This window comes from Deltaproteobacteria bacterium (genome assembly GCA_016874775.1).
In the GTDB taxonomy this organism is placed as follows: Bacteria; Desulfobacterota; Binatia; order Bin18; family Bin18; genus VGTJ01.
In genome coordinates, this window is the sequence record VGTJ01000001.1 from 86,616 (window position 1) to 106,112 (window position 19,497).

Genomic DNA, 19,497 nt, shown 5'->3' on the forward strand with positions numbered 1-19,497 from the left:
CCGTGGAAAAAGATATACCCTTCATAGAGAACAGCGAAGAGCGACCGAAGGATAACTTCTACCACGGTGTCATCAGCAAGATTTTTTGGAGTAACGAGACTGGCGTTATTCATAGTGACAGCGGTAAAGAAATTCCTTTCATCTTTGCGTTCGTGACATTACTTGGTGCTCCGCGTCAGGACATCAACTTCCTGCGACCTGGGATGCGGGTCGGTTTTGATGTAGGGTGGACCTCTAAAGGACTCCGCGCCTCGATCATCAAAATTTACGATCTCTATCAGGACGATATCGCACTAGAAGAGAATGGCGCAGGGGTTTCTGCTGAAAGCAGTGATCCCATTGCGTCAGACCACCCGATTAGCCGATATCGACCGCCAGAGATACACGACGCTGCTGAACCGCCACGTTATCGTCAACGTCGTTCTCGGCCACGATCGCAGCCGCAAGAATCACGACCGCAAACACAAACATCGCACGAACAAAACCGGCAAGAGGCTCATCCCCCAAAGCCAGAGTTCAGTTCAGATGGTCGTATGTCAGGGCAGCAACAGAGCCGCCCACATGGTCGTCCTGCGGGACAGGAACAACGCCGACCAGAACCACGTACGCAGGGGCAAGAACAACGCCGACCAGATCGACGTCAGCAAGGGCAAGAGCAAAGACGCTCCGAGCCACGCCATCAGATGCCGGGGCAGCACCGTGGAGATGCCCGCCCTCAAGGCCAACGCCGAGAGGAACAGCCCCGTTCCTCAGCGCCGCAGAATACTAGACCGCCCGATTCTGCTCAAAAGTCTGATACCACGGCGCAACCGACAGACGAACGGTCGCGTCGGTCACGCCGTCGCCGCGGACGAAGGTAGTCATAACGACCCTTTTGAGTTCCGTTGGCTCCTCTTTCTCTTGCGACAGTGACCTGCTATGGAATGTGGACAGTCTAAGTCTACATTCAGGGATGAGATGCATCGATGGAAGCGCAATCGCTGATTACTGACGAGATTCGTGCGTGGATTGGCAGAGAAACGCCGCCGTGGACGATTGAGGTGACCGCACTTGATGTGAAGCGATTTGCGGTTGCGACCGATGATCCGAATCCTCTCTATCTTGATGAAGAGCGCGCGAGAAACAGCCATTACGGTGGACGTATTGCGCCGCCGTTGTTTTATATGGCACCGCTCACCAACCCGGTACCAGAGACTGAATTACGTCCAGATGGGTTACCGTACGAAGGGAAATTTCCCATTCCGCCAACTCCGTTGCCACGACTTATGGATGGTGGCACCGAAATTGAGTTCTTTCTCCCGATTCGCGTGGGCGATACATTAACCGGGCGCTGTAAGATCACTGACATTTATCAGAAGGATGGTCGCACTGGTCCGCTGATTTTTGTCGTTCGTGAAACGACATTTATCAACCAGAAGGGGGAGTTGGTAGTGATAGAGAAAGGGGCGTCGATTTTGCGATGAGTACAACAGCAAGATCGGTACCTTGGAGATGTCACCCTAAACGAAGTGAACGGTCTCTCTGAGAAATTCTTCGCGAACGGATACGAGGCAGAATTCCAAGTCTAAGCTAAACGCTATGGCAGAACAGCAACTCTATTTTGAAGATGTGACGATAGGTACCGCGCTTCCTGAAGTGCGCAAAATGCCATCGAATACCCTGTTGTTTCTCTATAGTGCCATCACCTGGAACCCGCAGCGAATTCACTTTGATAAAGATTTCACGCTATCCGAAGGCTATCGCGATATCATCGTGCATGGACCATTGCGGGGAGCGTTTCTCTCTCAACTGATGACGCGGTGGATCGGCGACGCAGGAATGCTCAAGAAACTCTCGTATGCGAATCGCGACATTGCCTATGTTAACGAGCCGCTTCTTTGTAAAGGAACGGTAACACGTACCTGGATCACTGACGGAAAAGGGTACGCTGAGTGTGAGATTTGGGCTGAAAATACTCAAGGGGTAAAACTCACGTTGGGGAATGCCACTGTGATTCTGCCACGAAGGAGTCCTGAGTCCAAAGTCCAAAGTCCAAAGTCTTCGTAAGGAACATGACATGCCACGTCGACGCCTCAAAATTATTCATACCTCTGACGTCCACCTCGAAAGTGACACCTTCGGCAAAAGTGAAGAAGGGCAAGCGTTTCGCCGCAAGATTCAACGCTCATTTGAGCGTGTTGTAGATCGCGTGCTTGAAGAGCAGGCTGATTTCTTTTTGATCGCTGGCGATTTGTTTGATTCCAACCGCGTACCAGAATCCGGTGTCGAGTTCGTTCATACCCAGCTCTCACGGCTGGCGTGTCCAGTAGTCCTGATCCCTGGCAATCATGATTGCTATGATCAGCGATCGATTTACAAGAAAGTAGATTTTCGCGCGATAGGCCCTCACGTCTATCCGTTGACTCGTGAGGAAGGGGAGACGCTCGAATTTCCCGAATTACATGCGACGGTGTGGGGCAAGGGGCTTGTCGAGCATGACAACCGCTATCGTCCGCTTGCTGGGGTACCAGCCCGTACGGGAGATTACTGGCATATCGGGATGGCGCACGGTTATTTCGTTGAAGAAGAAGAGATGCAGCGCTCATCGCTCGTCAAGCCTAAAGAAATTGCGCAGTCAGGACTCGACTATCTGGCGATGGGGCACGTGCACGTGTTCACTGACCTCACACAAGGTGTGACGAAAGCCTGTTATCCCGGCACGCCTGCGCCATTACATCTCGGTGTGAATGATGGTGGAAGCGTTGTCTTGGCCGTCCTCGATCCAGACGACGGCGTAATTTTCACTCAGCAAAAGATTGATCTAGGGTGAAGAAAGCGTTCAGCTATCAGCGCTCAGCGAAAACAGCGGGCAGTTGGCAACGATCAGCGGCAAAGATCTGTCCCTCTCAACGACCTGCGTCATCTGAGCAGCAACACCAGATTTGCTATATTTCCTTCTCTGGCTGAAAGCTGACTGCTGAAAGCTTGAGGCTGGCTTTTTACGGCCCCCCTGTTTTGTCCCCCCGCCCACTTCTGCTAAGAAATAATCATGGTGGAGAAAGCGGATTTACATCGTCGTGCGCACCGCGTGACAATCAGAGATATTCTGCGGACTGCGGTCGACATGGAAAAGAAAACCATGGCGCTCTATATGCGTTTCGCTCGCAATTTTCAGAAACAAGAAGAGCTGCGCAAGTTCTGGTTTACCATGGCCCGACATGAAGCTGGTCACCTTGGGGCACTCGCGCTAGTCGAAGGAGTATTGGACAACGAACCTGATATCGGAGAGACAACGAAAGTGTGGTTCGATCCTTCGACGGTCGTGCGATTGCGTTCGTTACTCGCTGCCTATAGTCGGGAAGCCACCAAAAATATCTCGGTCGAGCGTTCGTTTGAGATCGCGCTCGATATCGAGGGATCTGAGCTTGAGGATGTTGTTGTCGAACTCTTACAAGTTGTGAAAGAGCCGATGCTCCATGACCAAGCTGTGAAACTCATGCTCCATGACTTAAGCGACCTCAGTTACATGGTAGAAAAATTCACCAAGAATGAGGCGTTACTCAATCGCGCGGATGAATTGGTCGACCGCCGCGTTGATGCGTTCACTGTGTCCCAGGCGGAGAAGGCGCACTCAACGTCGTCATAGGCTGCGCGATCAGAATATATTGGTACGGCAGGATGGTGAGTTTCTCTGTTACTTTCAGTCCGGCTGCCTGCAGTTCTTTTTCTACCTTGTCTTCGCTGAGGCGCATGTACATTGGTGGACCGACCGGTGTTTCTCGCTGGTAAAAATCGATAATTGCGACACGACCATTAGGCTTGAGGGCTTTGCGCATTCACCTATTTTCTTCCCTATGGCCTGTAGCCTACAGCCTATAGCCTTTGCCTCTCGTTACTGCCGACCGCGGAGCATCAAGGCAAGCGCCAATCCTGTAAGCAACAACACTGGGCTCCAGCCCGCAAGTGGTGGAGGCAATTTCCCTCCATACCCAAGTGAAGCGAAAACACCGGTCAACAAAACATATGCGACCCCAAGGACACTGCATGTGAGAATTGTTACTGCTGGACCTGGAAACGGCGGACCACTGACGGCGAAAAATAAGGCTGCCGCAGGAAGTAGCAGGCACGCGAACGGTGCGGCGAGCTTCACATGCCAATCCACGCGATACGTGGTTGCACTATAGCCGCTGGTTTCAACATCACGGATCGCCTCTGCAAGCTGTGTTGTGTTTAAGTGCATGCTGTCTGGCGTCGTGCTGGGGGCTTCCCCGAGCACGATCCGTGATGCTGCTGGAAGGGGTTGCAACCCTTGCGCTGAGATCCCAATTCGTACGGGTTCGATCAATTCCCATACTCCCTTGCCAATATGCCTGGCTTCTCGTGCATCGATCCGGCTGACCGGCAAGCCCGAGTCATTGAGTTCGTATACTGCCAATCCTTGAGCTTCGCCGACTTTCGAGTCGAGGGCCGACGCTTGGTACAAATGAGTACTGTCCTGATACCAGATCATTCGCTGCCGCAGATTCGCTTCTGGTCCACGTCGCTTGATCTCTTCGTCTTTGAGCTGATCGGCAAGTGCATTGGTGCGGGGGACAACCAACTCGTTAAGCAAGAAATAGGCGGGCAAAATGAGACCGCAGATGAGCAAGATCGGAGCTAAGGCACGAGGAACAGAGACACCACACGCCCGCATCCCGATAATCTCGCGATGGACAGTGAGAATACTCACCGTCAGTGCAGTGGCGAGCAAGAGTGACATCGGAATAACGCGCGAGGCTAAGAGCGGTGTCCGAGCGCCATAGAAGCGTAGCACGGCCAACAGGTGGGCTTGATGACGTGCGAACCATTGCAGACGTTCGAGGATATCAACGAGCAAATACCCAACGAAGAGCATGCCAAAAGCAAGGAGCAGCATGGTCAGGTACTGTTGGGTTACGTATCGTTGCAAGACAAACCGTCGGACACGAGGGTGAGATGTCTCCTCTGTTGGCGCAGGTTCTTCCGACGTTGTCCGCTCTCCTGCTTGACGGCCCCATGTGGCCCATTTACGGACTCTCCAAATGAGAAGAATGGCGACGATGGCAATAACGATATTGGCCAGCCACACACCAAGGATGAGAGGCACCGCACGTGCTTGTACGAGGCCGTCCCCGAGTTGCATGAGTCCGTAGTAGACCACAGTCACCAAAAGTCCGGTGACACCTCCAGCCGCACGCGAAAACCGTTTCCCGGCTAGGCTGAGCGGAACGGCTAGTAATCCTAACACCAGTGCAGCAACGGGATAGGCGAGTCGATGGTGAAACTCCACACGGGCGAGAGAAGCTGAGGATTCTTTTTCACCGGTTTGTTGCATGTGAGCGAGAAGCTGGGTTAACGATTCGCCCGGAAGGACATCCGCCTCTTTTCGTGCCGGAGTTGGATTTTCTTGCAGTGTTTGTATGAAACTGCCAAAACGGGTTGCTTCCCCACGCTCGGGTGGGGAAGGGAGCATGACCCCTTCATGCAGGGTTAATTGCGTTGTGTGTTGGCCAAGAGGCAGAAGGTCCCCATGTTCAGCGAACAGTGTCTGACCTTGCTCAGGCAACCAGAGTAAAATGCCGCGGAGGTGATCTCCACGTGCAGACACCTCGCGCGCAAGCATTTTCACTCCGCTGAAATCGTAGACCGTGCCAGCACGTAACGAGAGCCCAGGGTTCTCCGCTGCCATGCGTTGGAGTGCGGCATCGAGCGATCGGGTTGCCCACGGCGCAGCAACGAGAGAAAGCATGAACCCCAGTACAGTTGCGATCGCTCCCCACAAGAGTACGGGGTAGACGAGACGGCGGACGGAAATGCCTGCCGCTTCCATTGACAACACTTCGAGGTCAGCTCGTAAACGTCCCAGCCCTACCAATGTCCCAATGAGAAGAGCGAAAGGAAGCGTGCGAGATAGGAGTGGGATGATCTCGTACAGCGCGATCATGGCGACCGCTGAGGCCCCGAACCCGCGATTGATAACAAGGTCAGAGAAGCCCAGCAGATCTTTAGTCAATACGAGAGCAGTAAGGCCGCCGAGGGCCAGAAGAGTCGGGCGGATTAGCTCAGTAATGACGTACCAAACGAGTGTGATTCCAAGCGTGCCCTTCCGCTTAGGAGGGAGTTCCGAAAGCGACATCAGGGGCCACGTCGGCTGTTGTTGGTTGCCTCGATTCTTGCGTTGAGAGGCACTCCTCCTTGATTCTTTCACGGATTTCTCTTATACCGGTCTTCTCTCACAGATGAAAGCGATTATTTTGAGTGCGGGGCAGGGGCGGAGGTTGTTGCCGTTTACAGCGGAGACGCCGAAGTGCCTTCTTCCGGTGGATGCTGGTCGTACTGTCCTTGAACTCCAACTCCGAGCACTAGCCCAGTGCGGTATTCAAGATGTCACCGTTTTGGTCGGTTTTGCGGCAGACAAGGTAGAGCGGTTCTTACGCGCGCGACCGGTACCCGGTCTCGACATCCGTACGCGGTATAATCCATTCTTTGCCGCTTCGAATAATCTGATTACGTGTTGGGCTGCAATGTCGGAGATGACCGAGGATTTCCTCCTTCTCAATGGCGATTCGCTGTTTGAGCCTGATGCTCTCCGTCGTCTTTTGGCTGCACCCTGGGCCCCAGCGACCCTGACCATCAATCGTAAGGAAGAATACGACGACGACGACATGAAAGTCTCGCTGAACGGTGGACGGCGACTCAAGGCAGTGGGAAAAACCTTGCCACGCGCTGCTGTCCACGGTGAGTCGATCGGTCTCATGCGCTTCTGTGGCGAAGGAGTCGGTGCATTCCGTGGGACACTCGAAGAGGCGGTTCGCGGTCCTGAAGCTTTGCAGCGGTGGTATCTTTCTGTGCTAAACACCATGTGTGTTTCAACAGTGGTGGAAACCGTGTCAATTGAAGGCCTCTGGTGGGGAGAGATTGATACGCCAGAAGATTTAGCGAAGGTTCGTGCGCACTTTGCCCTTAGCTCACCGGTTATACGGCCAGCGCTTCGTCTTGCACTGGTTTCTTAGCCCCCGGCCTTTTTCATCGTGAAGGAGAATGGGCCATGCGGGTTGGTTTTCTCCTCAATCACTATGCCGTTCATCAAGTGCCGCACGTCGTTCCGTACGCGCTTGAGCTGTCTCGCCACTACCCTGAATTCGAGGTGGTGATTGCCTGCTCTTCCCGGCGGGAACTCCTCACGGCTCGCGCTATCAGTGAACTCTATCCTCACCATCGGTGTCGCTTCAAACGATTACGCCCAGTGTGGTATTACCAATTTGCCGATCCATTCGTTTATCAGTGGAAATTCAAGCGCAAAGAGATGGTGCTACGGAACAATCTTGCCTTCTTCCGTACCCTCAATGCGCTTGTGGCCCCGGAGCGTCACTGTCTGAGATTACAGAGACGCCATGGGTTGACCAATCTCAAATTTATTAACGTCCGCCATGGCGCAGGCGATAGAGAAGGAAGTTTTGACGACCGTTCGGAGGCCTTTGATCTGACACTTTTACCTGGACAGAAGTATGTCGATCGCCTGACCGAACTGGACTATCTTCGTTCTGACTCATACGCGGTTGTCGGGTGGCCAAAGTTTGAAGTTGTCGCTGCTACGCCACCCAAAGCGAAACGCTTCTTTGCCAATGATAAGCCGATTGTCGTCTACAACCCCCATTTTGAGCAGGACGTTTCTTCGTGGCAGACAGTCGGCTTACAGGTGCTCGATTTCTTTGCCACTACTCACAAGTATAATCTGATCTTCGCGCCGCACGTGATCTTGTTCAAACGGAACAAACGGCACCAGGCAGTGCTCCCCACCAAATACTCTCATCTCCCCAATATCTTGATTGACACAAAAAGTGATTCTCTCACGGATATGACGTACATCTTGGCGGCTGACATCTACCTTGGCGATGTGAGTAGCCAAGTGTACGAATTCTTGTTGCAGCCTCGTCCATGTATTTTCCTCAACGCTCACAACGTGCAATGGGAAGACAATCCCTATTATTCCCACTGGCGGCTTGGGAAGGTTGTCAATGATGTTGCCACTGAACTGCCTTTAGCTTTGGAACTCGCGTATCCCAGTCATCCACAGTTTCTGGCCAAGCAACGTGGAGCTTTTGCGTACACATTTCGCATTGACGTAGAGGGAACGGCAGCCCGACGCGGCGCCGAGGCGATTGCGAAATTTCTGCAAGCCACGGGCTCAAACGAAGCGTAGTGATCTGTCCCTTTTGCTCTGGCTTTGCGCCTGCGGTTCGTTATGATCCGTGGTGAGTATGCGTGGCTTGAAGAATCATTTATGGTGTCAAAAAGACCAAGTTCGTACGGTACTGGAAAACGTGACGTGATTCGCTATCGTGACGCGTTTCACCATGTATAACTTTATGTTTGACAGAAAGGAAACCTCATGACGCATCGAATCGATGCTGCTGAAGAAAAAACTGAGAAGAGCGAGAAGACCGAAAGCCTTTCAGAGCAATTGACGTTCAAGTCTCGCTTTGTCCTGGTTTTTGGTGAGATTAATCACGCGACTGCGCGGGCGACGTGCGAGCGACTCATTGCGCTTTCACAAGAGTCGGACGCTCCTATCCGAGTGTTAATTTCCTCGCCTGGTGGTCATGTCGAGTCTGGCGACGCGATTCACGATATGATTCGCTTCGTTCGTTCACCGGTGACAACGGTTGGGACAGGGTGGGTCGCAAGTGCCGGGACTCACATCTTCCTCGCCGCGCCAAAAGACCGTCGCGTGTGTTTACCGAATACCCGTTTCATGATCCACCAGCCTGGTGGCGGTGCGGGTGGCCCAGCTACTGATATTGCGATTCAAGCGAAAGAGATTCTGCGCACCCGCGAGCGCATTGCCCAAGTGATCGCGAAGCAAACTGGGCAGCCACTGAAGAAAGTGCTTGCTGACATGGAACGTGACTTCTGGATGAGTGCCGATGAAGCGATCGAGTATGGCATCGTCTCGCGGGTGATCGAGACGCATAAGGAACTGCAGTGATACGTCATCACAGGAGGAGAGCATGACCGAAGCATGCGTCAAGGGGTGGTTGGAGACCTACAATACTGCCGACCTCGATGGAGCGATGGCCTGCTACACCGATGATGTCGAATTCGAAGATCCAATCTTTGGCGAGCTCGTGCACGGCAAGCCCGCGCTCCGCCAGGCGTTCAGCCAATTCTTCTTTTCTGGTGTAACGAAATTACGCTTTCTTGAGTGGTCCGGTGGGCCAGTGGGTGGTGCCGTGGAATGGGAATGGACGGCAACCTGGGGAGCGAATCGCACGTTCCTCGGGTTCGATGCATCACATAAGCGCTTCGTTGTTCGCGGTGTGACCGTGCTCAAACTGCGAGACGGGAAGATTAGTCACCAGACCGACTACTGGGATGCGCGTGGAGCGTTGCGGCAGCTTGGCGGGCTTCAGTAGTGTAGTTTTCAGCTAGGTTTACCTCATTTGTTATCCTTCCCTGGACTTGTTGCGCTTGTGTTTCCCTCTCCCTGGCAGGGAGAGGGCTAGGGTGAGGGTCGAGAGCGAGGATCTGAGCGACAGGCAATCGCAAATTGCTCTAGCCAGGCCAGGGGTAAAGCGGTCGCCCCACTAGTCGTTTCCCACATTCTCCCATACATACATAAGCCGTATGGAAAAAAAGAAACAGCCAGTGATCCTTGCCATTCTTGGGACCTTGATTGGCATCACGCCATTTTCGATTGATATGTACTTACCGGGCTTTCCGGCTATCGCCAGCGATTTACACACGGATATTTCACAAGTTACGCTTTCGTTGACTAGCTTCTTTATTGGGGTCGCGGTCGGACAACTCTTCTTTGGACCGATTTCTGACCGCTATGGCAGAAAGACGCCGCTACTTGTTGGCTTAGCCCTGTACGTTATCGCTTCTCTTGGGTGCGTCTTTGTCCGTTCCGTCAACGCGCTCATTGCCCTGCGCGTGTTCGAAGCGGTTGGTGGGTGTGCGGGGATGGTGATCAGTCGAGCTATCGTGCGCGATATGTACAGTGGGCCTGACATTGCCAGGGTGTTTTCGTTGTTGATGTTAGTCATGGGAGTAGCACCAATTCTTGCCCCGACAATTGGCGGGATTGTGACGACGACTTTGGGATGGTGGTATATTTTCCTGGTGCTGATGCTGATCGGTCTCTCGTTGCTGATCATCTCTGCGCGTGTATTGCCCGAGACTCGGCAGGCCGATCCCTCCATTTCACTACATCCGTTACGAGTGTTGCGCGAATATCTCACAGTGTTACGTGAACCTCGCTTTGCCACGTATGCACTCACTGGCAGTATCGCTTCGGCAGGATTGTTTGCCTATATTTCTGGCTCACCGTTTGTGTTCATGAAGTTATTTAGTATCTCCGAAAAGCATTACGGCTGGATTTTCGGCATGAACGCGCTAGGGCTGATTACAGCAAGTCAGATAAACCGGGTGTTACTGCGAAAGCGCACCAGTGCAGAAATCATTCTCAGAGCCAGTAGCCTGCAATTTACCTTTGGTCTCTTGCTGGCTCTGAGTACGCGCATGCATCTGATTGGCTTTGTTGGCACGGTTCTCCTCATCTTTGGTTTCATGATGATGCAAGGCTTTGTCTTTCCTAATGCGTCGGCATTAGCGATCGAGCCCTTCACGCGCAACGCTGGGAGCGCCGCCGCACTACTTGGTGGCCTGCAAATGACCTCGGGTGCAGTAGCGTCGGCATTGGTCAGTTATCTGCACAACAATACCGCACTGCCGATGGCTGGGGTGATGGCAATCTGTGGGGTGATCAGTTTTTCGACCTTGCTCACTGGGCGTGCGGTGCTGCGGAGAAAAGTTGCGGCAACGGAGTTGAATCTTTCACCGTCGTGATTCTCTAAACCTTGGGGAGATTGGATCACTGAAGGAATGATGCCATAGATACTGCATTCGAGTGATGCTTCACAAAGGAGGGATGTTTTATGTGGCTTCGCGTACGACAAATCGCCTTGATTGCACGACAGTTGGCTCCAGTTGTTGACGATATCAAAGATGTGTTTGGCCTTGAGGTGGCGTTTCGTGACCCAGCGGTGAAAGTGTTCGGGCTGGAGAACGCGGTGTTCCCGATTGGCAACCAGTTTCTTGAAGTGGTCTCACCGATTAAAGAAGGTACGGCTGGTGGACGGTATCTTGATCGCCGTAATGGTGACGGTGGTTACATGGTGATCTGCCAGTGTGATGATGAAGAGCCACGTAAAAAACGTGTAGCTGAACTAGGGGTTCGCAAGGCGATGGAACACGATGAGCCGGAGATGCGTATTATGCAGCTTCATCCACGCGATACTGGTGGATGTTTCCTGGAGATCGATCAGCAACTTGGTGACACGAGTGAGTGGATGCCTGCTGGAAAGAATTGGAAATCGGCGGTTCGTACTGAGATCGTTCGTGGTATTGCTGCGGCAGAAATCCAAACGCCTGATCCAACAGAGCTTGCTGAACGCTGGGGGAAAATCGTAGAACTACCTGTGAATGACAATGCCGCTGGGCAGGCGAATCTGCACTTTGATAATGCTGACGTGCGCTTTGTCAAAGATACCGATGGCCGTGGGGAAGGACTTGGTGGGGTCGATCTGATCGTTGCCAATCGCGAGAAGTTGCTTGCTGCAGCGGAACGGCGTGGTAAACGCGTCGCTGATGATATGGTCAATATTTGCGGTGTGCGTTTTCGGTTGGTGGAGAAGTAGAAAGGCTTGACGCGTTTCGCAGTTCGTCATTCCCTCGGAAGCGAGAATCCAGGAGGAATAATCAAGAGCTTCTGCTTGAGGTCCCTGGACGCCCGCCTGCGCGGGCATGACGGACCTTCCCAGAATGTCTCTTGATTTTAACCGAGTGTTGGCTTTCTCCAGGCCTCGATTCCCAACGCCACAACCCACACCATCAACAACACACTTGCTGGCATATTGATGAGCATGGAAAGGTCCGAGAACCCTGTATACGCGATGGCAATCCCCGCGATCGCTGTTGGAATGCCGCTCACCATCGCCAATGCTCCGAGCCAGCGCGGAAAGCGCTGGTCAAGAACTAACGCGATACCATAAACCACGACTGTCAGTCCGAAGAGGATGCTGCTCATGCTGGCAAGCCCGATCTCAATTTGCCGCACGGCGAAGGTCGCGTGAAAGAGCGATGTTTTCTCTGGCTCTGTCGCTGCGGCCCAGTGATCCACCATAATCTTGAGAGCTACGCCATCAACTGCTTGTAGCGCTGTTGCCAGAGATAAGCTCGCGCCTGCACCGATTCTTATGACAGGCACCCAGAGTGCGGTTGGTCCATCCTCCAGCGTGTGAGAGAACAATACGAGCGCTGCGAGCAGTAATATGACACCGAGCAACTGCGCCAGATGACTGGCGACCCAGTGCGGATCGGCGGCATATTCGCCGAATGCTGCTACCGGTACATTGGGGTCTGCGCTCATTGGATGCAGAAAGGTACCGATCAACAACAGACCCGCACCAAGAATGGCCACGATCAAGCCGATTTTTCCATTTGGCATGTTTGACCTGTTACGTCGTGATTGTGCTATGCCCAGGGAATGCCTTGTTCTTTAGGGTGTTGTCTCTGGCCACAGGTTGCAAAACCGATAATCTGCCGCTATTACCCGATGCTCACATTTGCGCAGAGTACCAGAAAGGACACTGTTAGTATTCTCATGTCATTTCATTTGTCGCCAATAGACACCGTAACTGTTGACCAATCAACAAAATCACGCTTACCTATTGGTATGAATTGTCTCATCTCCCTTTGTATAAAGAATGTCTCCAAACGACCCGCAAAATCTTGTCCACCGGCAATCACTCTGAGAAAGGCTATCTATCACGGCTTTCTCTTGGTTGCGGTTCTGCTTGCCGCTAGCGGGTGTGAAACCCCGGCAAGCCCGCAAAAGGCGGCAACGCCGCCGCCGCCACCCGAGGTCCTTGTTACTGAAGTGGTTCAGCAAGATGTGCCTATCTATTTTGAATGGATTGGTACGACCGAAGGCTTTGTGAATGCGCAAATTCGCCCTCGGGTTCAGGGGAATCTGCAGTCGCGTGACTATAAGGAAGGCTCCTTTGTCAAGGCTGGGCAGCTTATCTTCGTGATTGATCCGCGCGAATACCAAGCTGCCCTCAAACAAGCGATAGGGGATTTGCGCCGGGCTGAGGCTAACCTCGGGAAGACGCAACTCGACGTTGCTCGCTATACGCCGCTGGCGAAAGAGGGCGCCATCAGTCAGCAGGAACTCGATAATGCGATTCAAGCCCACCAAGCGAATAAAGCCTCAGTCGAAGCGGCGCGTGCTACTGTGGAGCGAGCTGAGCTGAATCTGAGCTGGACGAAAGTGACCGCACCAATCAGTGGTATCGCTGGTATTTCGGTTGCCCAGATCGGGGATCTGGTGACGCCGAATACGGTGCTGACGACTATTTCGCAGGTCGATCCGATAAAAGTCTATTACCCGATCAGTGAGCAAGAGTATCTCCACTTCGCGAGTAGAATACGAGCCATAGAGCAGGGCCGAGGAGACGCTGCGCCACCACTCGAATTGACCCTGGCTGATGGCCGCGTGTATCCAAAACGAGGGACGTTCAGTCTTGCCGATCGTCAAGTCGATTTGCGCACCGGTACCATTACTGTCCAGAGCGTGTTTCCCAATCCTGACAACATTCTCCGCCCTGGTCAGTATGCCAAGATTCGGGTTGCAGCTGAGACGCGGAAAGGGGCGTTACTAATCCCACAGCAAGCCGTGCAGCATCTGCAGGGCAGCCACCAGGTTGCGGTCGTTGGGGCGGACAATAAAGTCGAACTCCGGTCAGTAAAAGTTGGGGATCAGGTCGGGAACATGTGGATCGTGACCGAAGGTATCAAGCAGGGGGAACGGATTGTTGTGTCAGGCATACAAAAAGTAAAAATGGGAGGGATAGTCAACCCAAAACCATTTGTGACCCCCTCTGAGCCCGCGCAAGCAACGGCTGGGGCGCCGAAGGGAACCTAGCTTAAGGACAAACGGGGAAAAACAAAAGCTGAAATGGAGAATCGGGGAAACGGGGAATCGGTGACAATAGGGAACAGGAGTTTTTTATTCTCCGATTCTCCCTGTCTCCGCTTCCCCGCTTCCCCTTCTCCTCTCATCCCCCTAGTTATGGAGATAACACCCAATGGCAAAGATTTTCGTTGACCGGCCTGTGGTGGCCATGGTCATTGCGATCCTTATGGTGATGGTCGGCATTGCTGCACTGGTGCGATTGCCGGTGGCGCAGTTTCCGAACATCGCCCCCCCACAAATTCAGCTCTGGGCAACGTACGTTGGTGCAGATGCGTTGACGCTTGAGCAGTCGGTCTCGACGCCGACGGAACAGCAGATGAGTGGCGTGGATAACATGCTGTACATGTACTCCATCAACTCGAACAACGGCCAAGTGCGGCTGAATGTCATTTATGATGTTGGTACTGACCCCAACACTAACCAAATCCTCACGCAGATGCGCTATCAGCAGTCGGAGTCGCAAATGCCGGTTGAGGTACGCAACTTCGGGATCACGCTCCGTAAAGCGGTTGCCAGTCCGCTGGCGCTCTTTTCTATTTATTCCCCCAACGGCACGCATGACGCGCTGTTTCTCACCAACTATGCCAACATCAACATCAACGATCCGATGACGCGCGTGCAAGGTGTTGGGCAGGTCAACGTGTTTGGCGCTGGCCAATATGCGATGCGCTTCTGGGTGCGGCCCGACACATTGGCGAAGCTCAATATCACTGTCAATGAGATTCTTGAGGCGCTCACCAAACAAAATAGTGTGAATCCGGCGGGCCAGATCGGTGCTGAACCGGTACCACCTGGTCAAGTCTATACCTATACTGTGCGAGCGCGGGGTCGTCTGAGCAGTGTTGAAGAGTTCGAGAATGTGATCGTGCGCGCCAATCCTGATGGCTCGATTGTACGGATGAAGGATGTCGCGCGGGTGGAACTCGGCTCGCAGACCTACAATATGCAAGGTCGCATCAATGGCCGTGCTGCGGCGCTGATCGCTATTTACCAGGTGCCGGGGTCGAACGCCCTTGAAACCATGGCTCGTGCCAAAGCGCTGCTGGATGAGGTGAAGACCCGGTTCCCAGCGGATATGGATTATGAACTGACACTGGATACCACACGCGCAGTGAGTGAAGGTATTCACGAGATCATCAAAACGCTCTTCATTGCCATCGTGCTGGTGACGCTGGTTGTGTATCTCTTTTTGCAAAGCTGGCGGGCAACGCTGATTCCGCTGCTCGCCGTTCCGGTGTCCTTGATCGGAACGTTCATCATCTTTCCATTCCTGGGTTTTTCGATTAACACGTTGTCTCTCTTTGGCTTGGTCCTTGCCATCGGTCTTGTCGTTGATGACGCGATCGTCGTGGTCGAAGCGGTTGAACGTCATATCGAAGAAGGACTGTCGCCACGCGATGCGACACTGAAAGCGATGGACGAAGTGTCCGGCCCAGTGGTCGCGATCGCGTTGATTTTGGTCGCAGTGTTTATTCCCTCTGCGTTTATTCCTGGGATTACCGGTGGTTTGTACCAGCAGTTCGCTGTGACCACTGCCGTCTCGGTGGTGATCTCTGCACTGAATGCGCTCACGCTGAGCCCGGCGTTGTCGGCATTGTTGTTAAAGCCACGTACCCATTCTCGTGGTCCTCTGGCTCTATTCTTTCGTGGCTTTAATTGGGTTTTTGACAAAGTCACGAACGGTTACGTTTCTAGCTGTGCGTTTCTGATCCGAAAAGTCTGGTTCTCATTGCTGCTCTTAGGCGCCTTTGCCGTAGCGGGTGGGTGGATCGGATGGAAATTGCCTACCAGTTTTCTGCCACCAGAGGATCAAGGCTATTTCTTTTTGAACATCCAGCTCCCGGTCGCTTCGTCCTTACAACGTACAGATGAGGTGTGCAAAAAGATTGAGGCGATGCTCAAAGAAACTCCTGGGGTCGAAACTTTCAACATGGTTATCGGCTTCAGCATGCTCAGCTTCTCGAATACCACCTTTAACGCCTTTGCTTTCGTGATGCTGAAGCCCTGGGGAGAGCGTGACCCCGAGGGGCTTACGGCTGACGTAGTCATGCGCCGCCTCAATCAGCGGCTTGCGGGTCTTGTGGAGGCGCAAGCGTTTGCCTTCTCACCACCAGCGATTCCTGGTGTTGGTACCTCTGGTGGTATCACTTTTATGCTGGAAGATCGTTCTGGTGGCAGTGTCGAGTTTCTCGCGCAGAATACCAGCAAGTTTCTTGAAGTCGCGCGGGCGCGCCCTGAGTTCGCGTCGTTAATGACGACATTTATTCCCAGTGTTCCGCAGGTTTTTGCCGATGTCGATCATGACAAGGTGATGAAGCAAGGCGTCGATTTGAGCGCGGTCTACCGCACGCTCCAGGCATTCATGGGTGGCAGCTTCGTCAACTACTTCAACCTCTTCGGGCGCACCTGGCAGGTGTACGTCCAAGCCGAAGGGGAGTATCGCACCAAGCCGGAGAACATCGGCCAGTTCCGCGTGCGTAATGCCGCAGGGCAAGCCGTGCCACTCTCGACCTTGATGAACATGAAGACCATCTACGGACCGGAGTTCACCATCCGTTTCAACGGCTACCGCGCTGCGCAAATCAACGGCGCGGTCGCACCAGGATATAGTACCGGTCAGGCCATGGCCGCGCTTGAGCAAGTGTTTGCCGAAACCATGCCCCCGGAAATGGGCTACGACTATATGGGCATGTCGTTCCAAGAGAAACAGGCGGCACTAGGAGTGAAGCCTCGTACGGTCTTTGCTCTCTCACTGTTGGTCGTGTTTCTGATTTTGGCGGCGCAATACGAGAGTTGGACGTTACCGTTCGGGGTGCTGCTCAGCACGCCAATTGCGGTCTTTGGGGCATTCCTCGTGCTCTGGTGGCGTGCGTTCGAGAACAATGTGTATACCCAGATCGGCTTGGTCATGCTGATTGGTCTGGCAGCCAAGAATGCCATTCTGATCGTTGAGTTCGCCAAATTGGAATATGAACGAGGGACCCCGCTGATAGAGGCGGCATTAACCGGTGCCCGCTTACGGCTCCGTCCCATTCTGATGACGGCATTTGCCTATATCTTAGGTGCTGTGCCATTGGCGATCGCGACCGGAGCGGGAGCACAGTCACGGCAAGTGCTTGGAACCGCTGTCATCGGTGGCATGATGGCAGCATCACTACTTGCTATTTTGCTGATCCCAGTGTCTTTCTATATGGTCGAGCGGCTCTTTCGACGCAAGAAAGTTGTGCCACCCTTACAAGAAGCAGACTTGCCTATGATGAAGATGACGGACTAACACATGGCAGCCAAACGCAACCCACGTGGCGGGCAGGACGTACGTCATACGTTGGGGCGTCAACGTGCGGAGGCACTGTTTCCGGTAGCTCCTCCTCGCGTTGGCTTACCGGATGACTACGGTGTTGTTCTCGAAGAGATCAGGCGTCGCATTCAACAAGAACGCTTGCGGGTAGTGATGGCCGCGAACTCGGCCATGGTGTTGTTGTACTGGGACATCGGGCAGATGATTTTGCAGCGACAAGGCGATGCGGGGTGGGGTGCCAAAGTGATTGACCGTTTGGCTCAAGATCTGCGTGACGCTTTTCCTGATACGAAAGGATTTTCGCCGCGGAATCTCAAGTATATGCGTGCCTTTGCCGCGGCATGGCCAGATCGTGCAATTGTGCAGCAGCTTGCTGCACAATTGCCGTGGTTTCACAACTGTGTGCTTCTCGATCGAGTTTCGGACCGTGCGGAACGCGACTGGTATGTGCGTCAGAGCATCAGGCACGGTTGGAGCCGCAATATCTTATCTTTGCAGATCGGCGCTCAAGCTTTTCAGCGAGTGAGTAGAGCCATCACCAATTTTTCTGAAACGCTTCCACCTACAGATTCCGACATGGCGAGTCAGATTTTCAAAGACCCGTATCTCTTTGATTTCCTTGGTACGGCTGACCCGCGCCGAGAGCATGAGGTTGAGCAAGCGCTTGTTGATCATATCCAACGCTTTCTGTTGGAACTCGGAACCGGCTTCGCCTTTGTTGGGCGTCAAGTGCTACTCGAAGTTGGAGACCAGGACTTTCACGTCGATTTGCTCTTCTATCATCTCAAACTTCGCAGTTATGTTGTGATCGAACTCAAAGCGGTACCGTTTGAGCCGGCATTTGTTGGACAGCTCAACCTCTATCTGTCTGCAGTCGATGACCTCTTACGTCACCCCGACGATAAACCTACTATCGGTTTGTTACTTTGCCGCTCGAAGAATAAAGTGGTCGTGGAGTATGCCCTCCGGCATCTGAAACGACCAATAGGCGTCGCGCAGTGGGAGACGAGCATTGTCAAATCGCTGCCGAAAGAACTTGAGGGGATTCTTCCGACGGTAGAAGAAATCGAAGCAGACCTCGCAGCGCATACCAAGGTTAAGGCAGGGTCTCGAAAGAGGAAGTCATAACGCAGAGAACATTCCAAAAAGCGAGAGCGCTCTTTTTCCTTAATGGCGTGGAATCTTACCCAACCATTTAAGTAGTGATGCGCAGATTGGGAAGATCATACTGACCGTTGGAGAGAACACGCACTAACAGTTCCTATAACACTCCGAGTTGTTGCTCCGGTACCCGCTGATATTCCGAATCTTTGAGTGAACCAAGTTCATTGGGATATTGCGCCTCGATCCTGCGTAGGGCGTCTTTGGCATTATACGCGGCTGGATGATCCGGGTCGGCAAGCACTTTGATATGGGCAGTCGCATGATAATTGCGTGGAAAGAGTCCGGCTTGGGCGAAGAGGTCACTGATGTCGATGGTATCCTCAGCGACGATGACGAAGTGTTCGTATCCCAGCTGCCTGGTCAACTGCGCACAGCGATAGAGCAGAAACTGTTCGACCTTTTCGCGTGAGGTGTAGTTGTTGCCTTTGAATCGAACACGATAGGCGTGCTCGGCGAGGCGCAAATTGGTGTAACCGCCGGTCATGTTTTCCGGGCGATACGCGGTAACGCAGCCCGCTAGTGGGATGAGCACAGCCACAAGTCCGACCCTTAGGAAACGAAGCAATGTTCTTCTCGCGGTTACTCGGTTCTGCATCGTGCACCTCCCTCTGCGGCCCAATTAGCGTGAAACTCTTCTTAGGAAAAGAGAAGGGGTTTTTCCTGCGCGAAAAAAGGCGGTACGGATTTGAGTCTTGTGACGCTCATGAAGTTTTATTGCCCGTTCGCGCAATTCTGCGGCCGGCGTGTGCTGTTGAATTTCACTAGTGATAGCATCAACTCGCGTGTGACCGACTTCATCCGCAGTGAAATCAAGCGGATTGTAGAGGATAGGGACATGCCAGGAGTGCGTAACTTTATCTAAATAGAACCCCACTCGACGGCAAGTGCTAGGCGGCGAGGGGAAGCGCATACACCTGACGTTCCACCGGGAAGGACCGGCGTTTTTGCAGCCAAGCAAAGACTAAATTGACTAATTCCTCTATACTCTGACAGCGAT

Annotated in this window: 18 protein-coding genes; 14 read left to right on the forward strand and 4 right to left on the reverse strand. The window is 53.2% G+C overall.

Annotation, left to right across the window (positions count from 1 at the left end):
- Positions 1 to 2 precede the first annotated feature (2 nt).
- The 5 genes from FJ147_00385 to FJ147_00405 all read left to right on the forward strand — a co-directional run bounded on the left by FJ147_00385 (position 3) and on the right by FJ147_00405 (position 3,625).
- Positions 3 to 860 (forward strand): hypothetical protein, encoded by an 858-nt coding sequence (locus FJ147_00385; GenBank protein ID MBM4254336.1) that lies wholly within the window; start codon positions 3 to 5, stop codon positions 858 to 860.
- Positions 861 to 965: 105 nt separating this feature from the next.
- Entirely contained in the window at positions 966 to 1,463 is a 498-nt protein-coding gene (locus tag FJ147_00390) for a MaoC family dehydratase (protein ID MBM4254337.1), read from the forward strand.
- 115 nt (positions 1,464 to 1,578) lie between these two features.
- Positions 1,579 to 2,046, forward strand: coding sequence for an acyl dehydratase (locus FJ147_00395; protein MBM4254338.1), 468 nt, complete (start codon positions 1,579 to 1,581; stop codon positions 2,044 to 2,046).
- A 10-nt stretch (positions 2,047 to 2,056) separates the two neighbouring features.
- Complete coding sequence (locus FJ147_00400; GenBank protein MBM4254339.1) at positions 2,057 to 2,809, forward strand: DNA repair exonuclease; 753 nt, start codon at positions 2,057 to 2,059, stop codon at positions 2,807 to 2,809.
- A 219-nt stretch (positions 2,810 to 3,028) separates the two neighbouring features.
- A complete protein-coding gene (locus tag FJ147_00405; GenBank protein MBM4254340.1) occupies positions 3,029 to 3,625 on the forward strand; it encodes a hypothetical protein in 597 nt (198 codons plus the stop codon).
- Here FJ147_00405 and FJ147_00410 read toward each other — a convergent pair.
- Together FJ147_00410 and FJ147_00415 are read right to left on the reverse strand one after the other, a co-directional pair.
- Positions 3,582 to 3,815, reverse strand: a complete 234-nt coding sequence (locus tag FJ147_00410; protein MBM4254341.1) for a hypothetical protein — start codon at positions 3,813 to 3,815, stop codon at positions 3,582 to 3,584. The genes FJ147_00405 and FJ147_00410 overlap by 44 nt on opposite strands.
- Before the next feature lie 56 nt (positions 3,816 to 3,871).
- Positions 3,872 to 6,133 carry an LptF/LptG family permease gene (locus tag FJ147_00415; GenBank protein MBM4254342.1) on the reverse strand — a complete coding sequence of 754 codons (2,262 nt, stop codon included), beginning with the start codon at positions 6,131 to 6,133 and terminating at the stop codon, positions 3,872 to 3,874.
- A gap of 115 nt (positions 6,134 to 6,248) precedes the next feature.
- Here FJ147_00415 and FJ147_00420 point away from each other — a divergent pair, with 115 nt between their 5' ends.
- The 6 genes from FJ147_00420 to FJ147_00445 all read left to right on the forward strand — a co-directional run bounded on the left by FJ147_00420 (position 6,249) and on the right by FJ147_00445 (position 11,699).
- Positions 6,249 to 7,010, forward strand: coding sequence for a phosphocholine cytidylyltransferase family protein (locus FJ147_00420; GenBank protein MBM4254343.1), 762 nt, complete (start codon positions 6,249 to 6,251; stop codon positions 7,008 to 7,010).
- A gap of 35 nt (positions 7,011 to 7,045) precedes the next feature.
- Positions 7,046 to 8,200 (forward strand): hypothetical protein, encoded by a 1,155-nt coding sequence (locus FJ147_00425; protein MBM4254344.1) that lies wholly within the window; start codon positions 7,046 to 7,048, stop codon positions 8,198 to 8,200.
- 189 nt (positions 8,201 to 8,389) lie between these two features.
- On the forward strand, positions 8,390 to 8,986 hold the full coding sequence (locus FJ147_00430; GenBank protein MBM4254345.1) for an ATP-dependent Clp protease proteolytic subunit: 597 nt from the start codon (positions 8,390 to 8,392) through the stop codon (positions 8,984 to 8,986).
- A 22-nt stretch (positions 8,987 to 9,008) separates the two neighbouring features.
- On the forward strand, positions 9,009 to 9,413 hold the full coding sequence (locus tag FJ147_00435) for a hypothetical protein (protein MBM4254346.1): 405 nt from the start codon (positions 9,009 to 9,011) through the stop codon (positions 9,411 to 9,413).
- A gap of 211 nt (positions 9,414 to 9,624) precedes the next feature.
- The gene (locus tag FJ147_00440; protein ID MBM4254347.1) at positions 9,625 to 10,848 is read left to right on the forward strand and encodes a multidrug effflux MFS transporter; all 1,224 of its coding nucleotides are present in this window, start codon (positions 9,625 to 9,627) and stop codon (positions 10,846 to 10,848) included.
- Positions 10,849 to 10,937: 89 nt separating this feature from the next.
- Complete coding sequence (locus tag FJ147_00445; protein MBM4254348.1) at positions 10,938 to 11,699, forward strand: hypothetical protein; 762 nt, start codon at positions 10,938 to 10,940, stop codon at positions 11,697 to 11,699.
- Between the two features lie 137 nt (positions 11,700 to 11,836).
- On the opposite strand, the gene FJ147_00450 is transcribed toward FJ147_00445, so the two are convergent.
- Positions 11,837 to 12,508, reverse strand: coding sequence for a hypothetical protein (locus tag FJ147_00450; protein ID MBM4254349.1), 672 nt, complete (start codon positions 12,506 to 12,508; stop codon positions 11,837 to 11,839).
- A gap of 228 nt (positions 12,509 to 12,736) precedes the next feature.
- Between FJ147_00450 and FJ147_00455 the strand changes: the two genes are divergently transcribed.
- The 3 genes from FJ147_00455 (at position 12,737) to FJ147_00465 (ending at position 18,464) form a co-directional block, all read left to right on the forward strand.
- A complete protein-coding gene (locus FJ147_00455; protein MBM4254350.1) occupies positions 12,737 to 13,987 on the forward strand; it encodes an efflux RND transporter periplasmic adaptor subunit in 1,251 nt (416 codons plus the stop codon).
- A 163-nt stretch (positions 13,988 to 14,150) separates the two neighbouring features.
- A complete protein-coding gene (locus tag FJ147_00460) occupies positions 14,151 to 17,312 on the forward strand; it encodes a multidrug efflux RND transporter permease subunit (protein MBM4254351.1) in 3,162 nt (1,053 codons plus the stop codon).
- Between the two features lie 51 nt (positions 17,313 to 17,363).
- Positions 17,364 to 18,464 (forward strand): DUF1016 domain-containing protein, encoded by a 1,101-nt coding sequence (locus tag FJ147_00465; protein ID MBM4254352.1) that lies wholly within the window; start codon positions 17,364 to 17,366, stop codon positions 18,462 to 18,464.
- Positions 18,465 to 18,597: 133 nt separating this feature from the next.
- Here FJ147_00465 and FJ147_00470 read toward each other — a convergent pair whose 3' ends face one another.
- Complete coding sequence (locus FJ147_00470) at positions 18,598 to 19,038, reverse strand: hypothetical protein (GenBank protein MBM4254353.1); 441 nt, start codon at positions 19,036 to 19,038, stop codon at positions 18,598 to 18,600.
- Between the last annotated feature and the right edge of the window lie 459 nt (positions 19,039 to 19,497).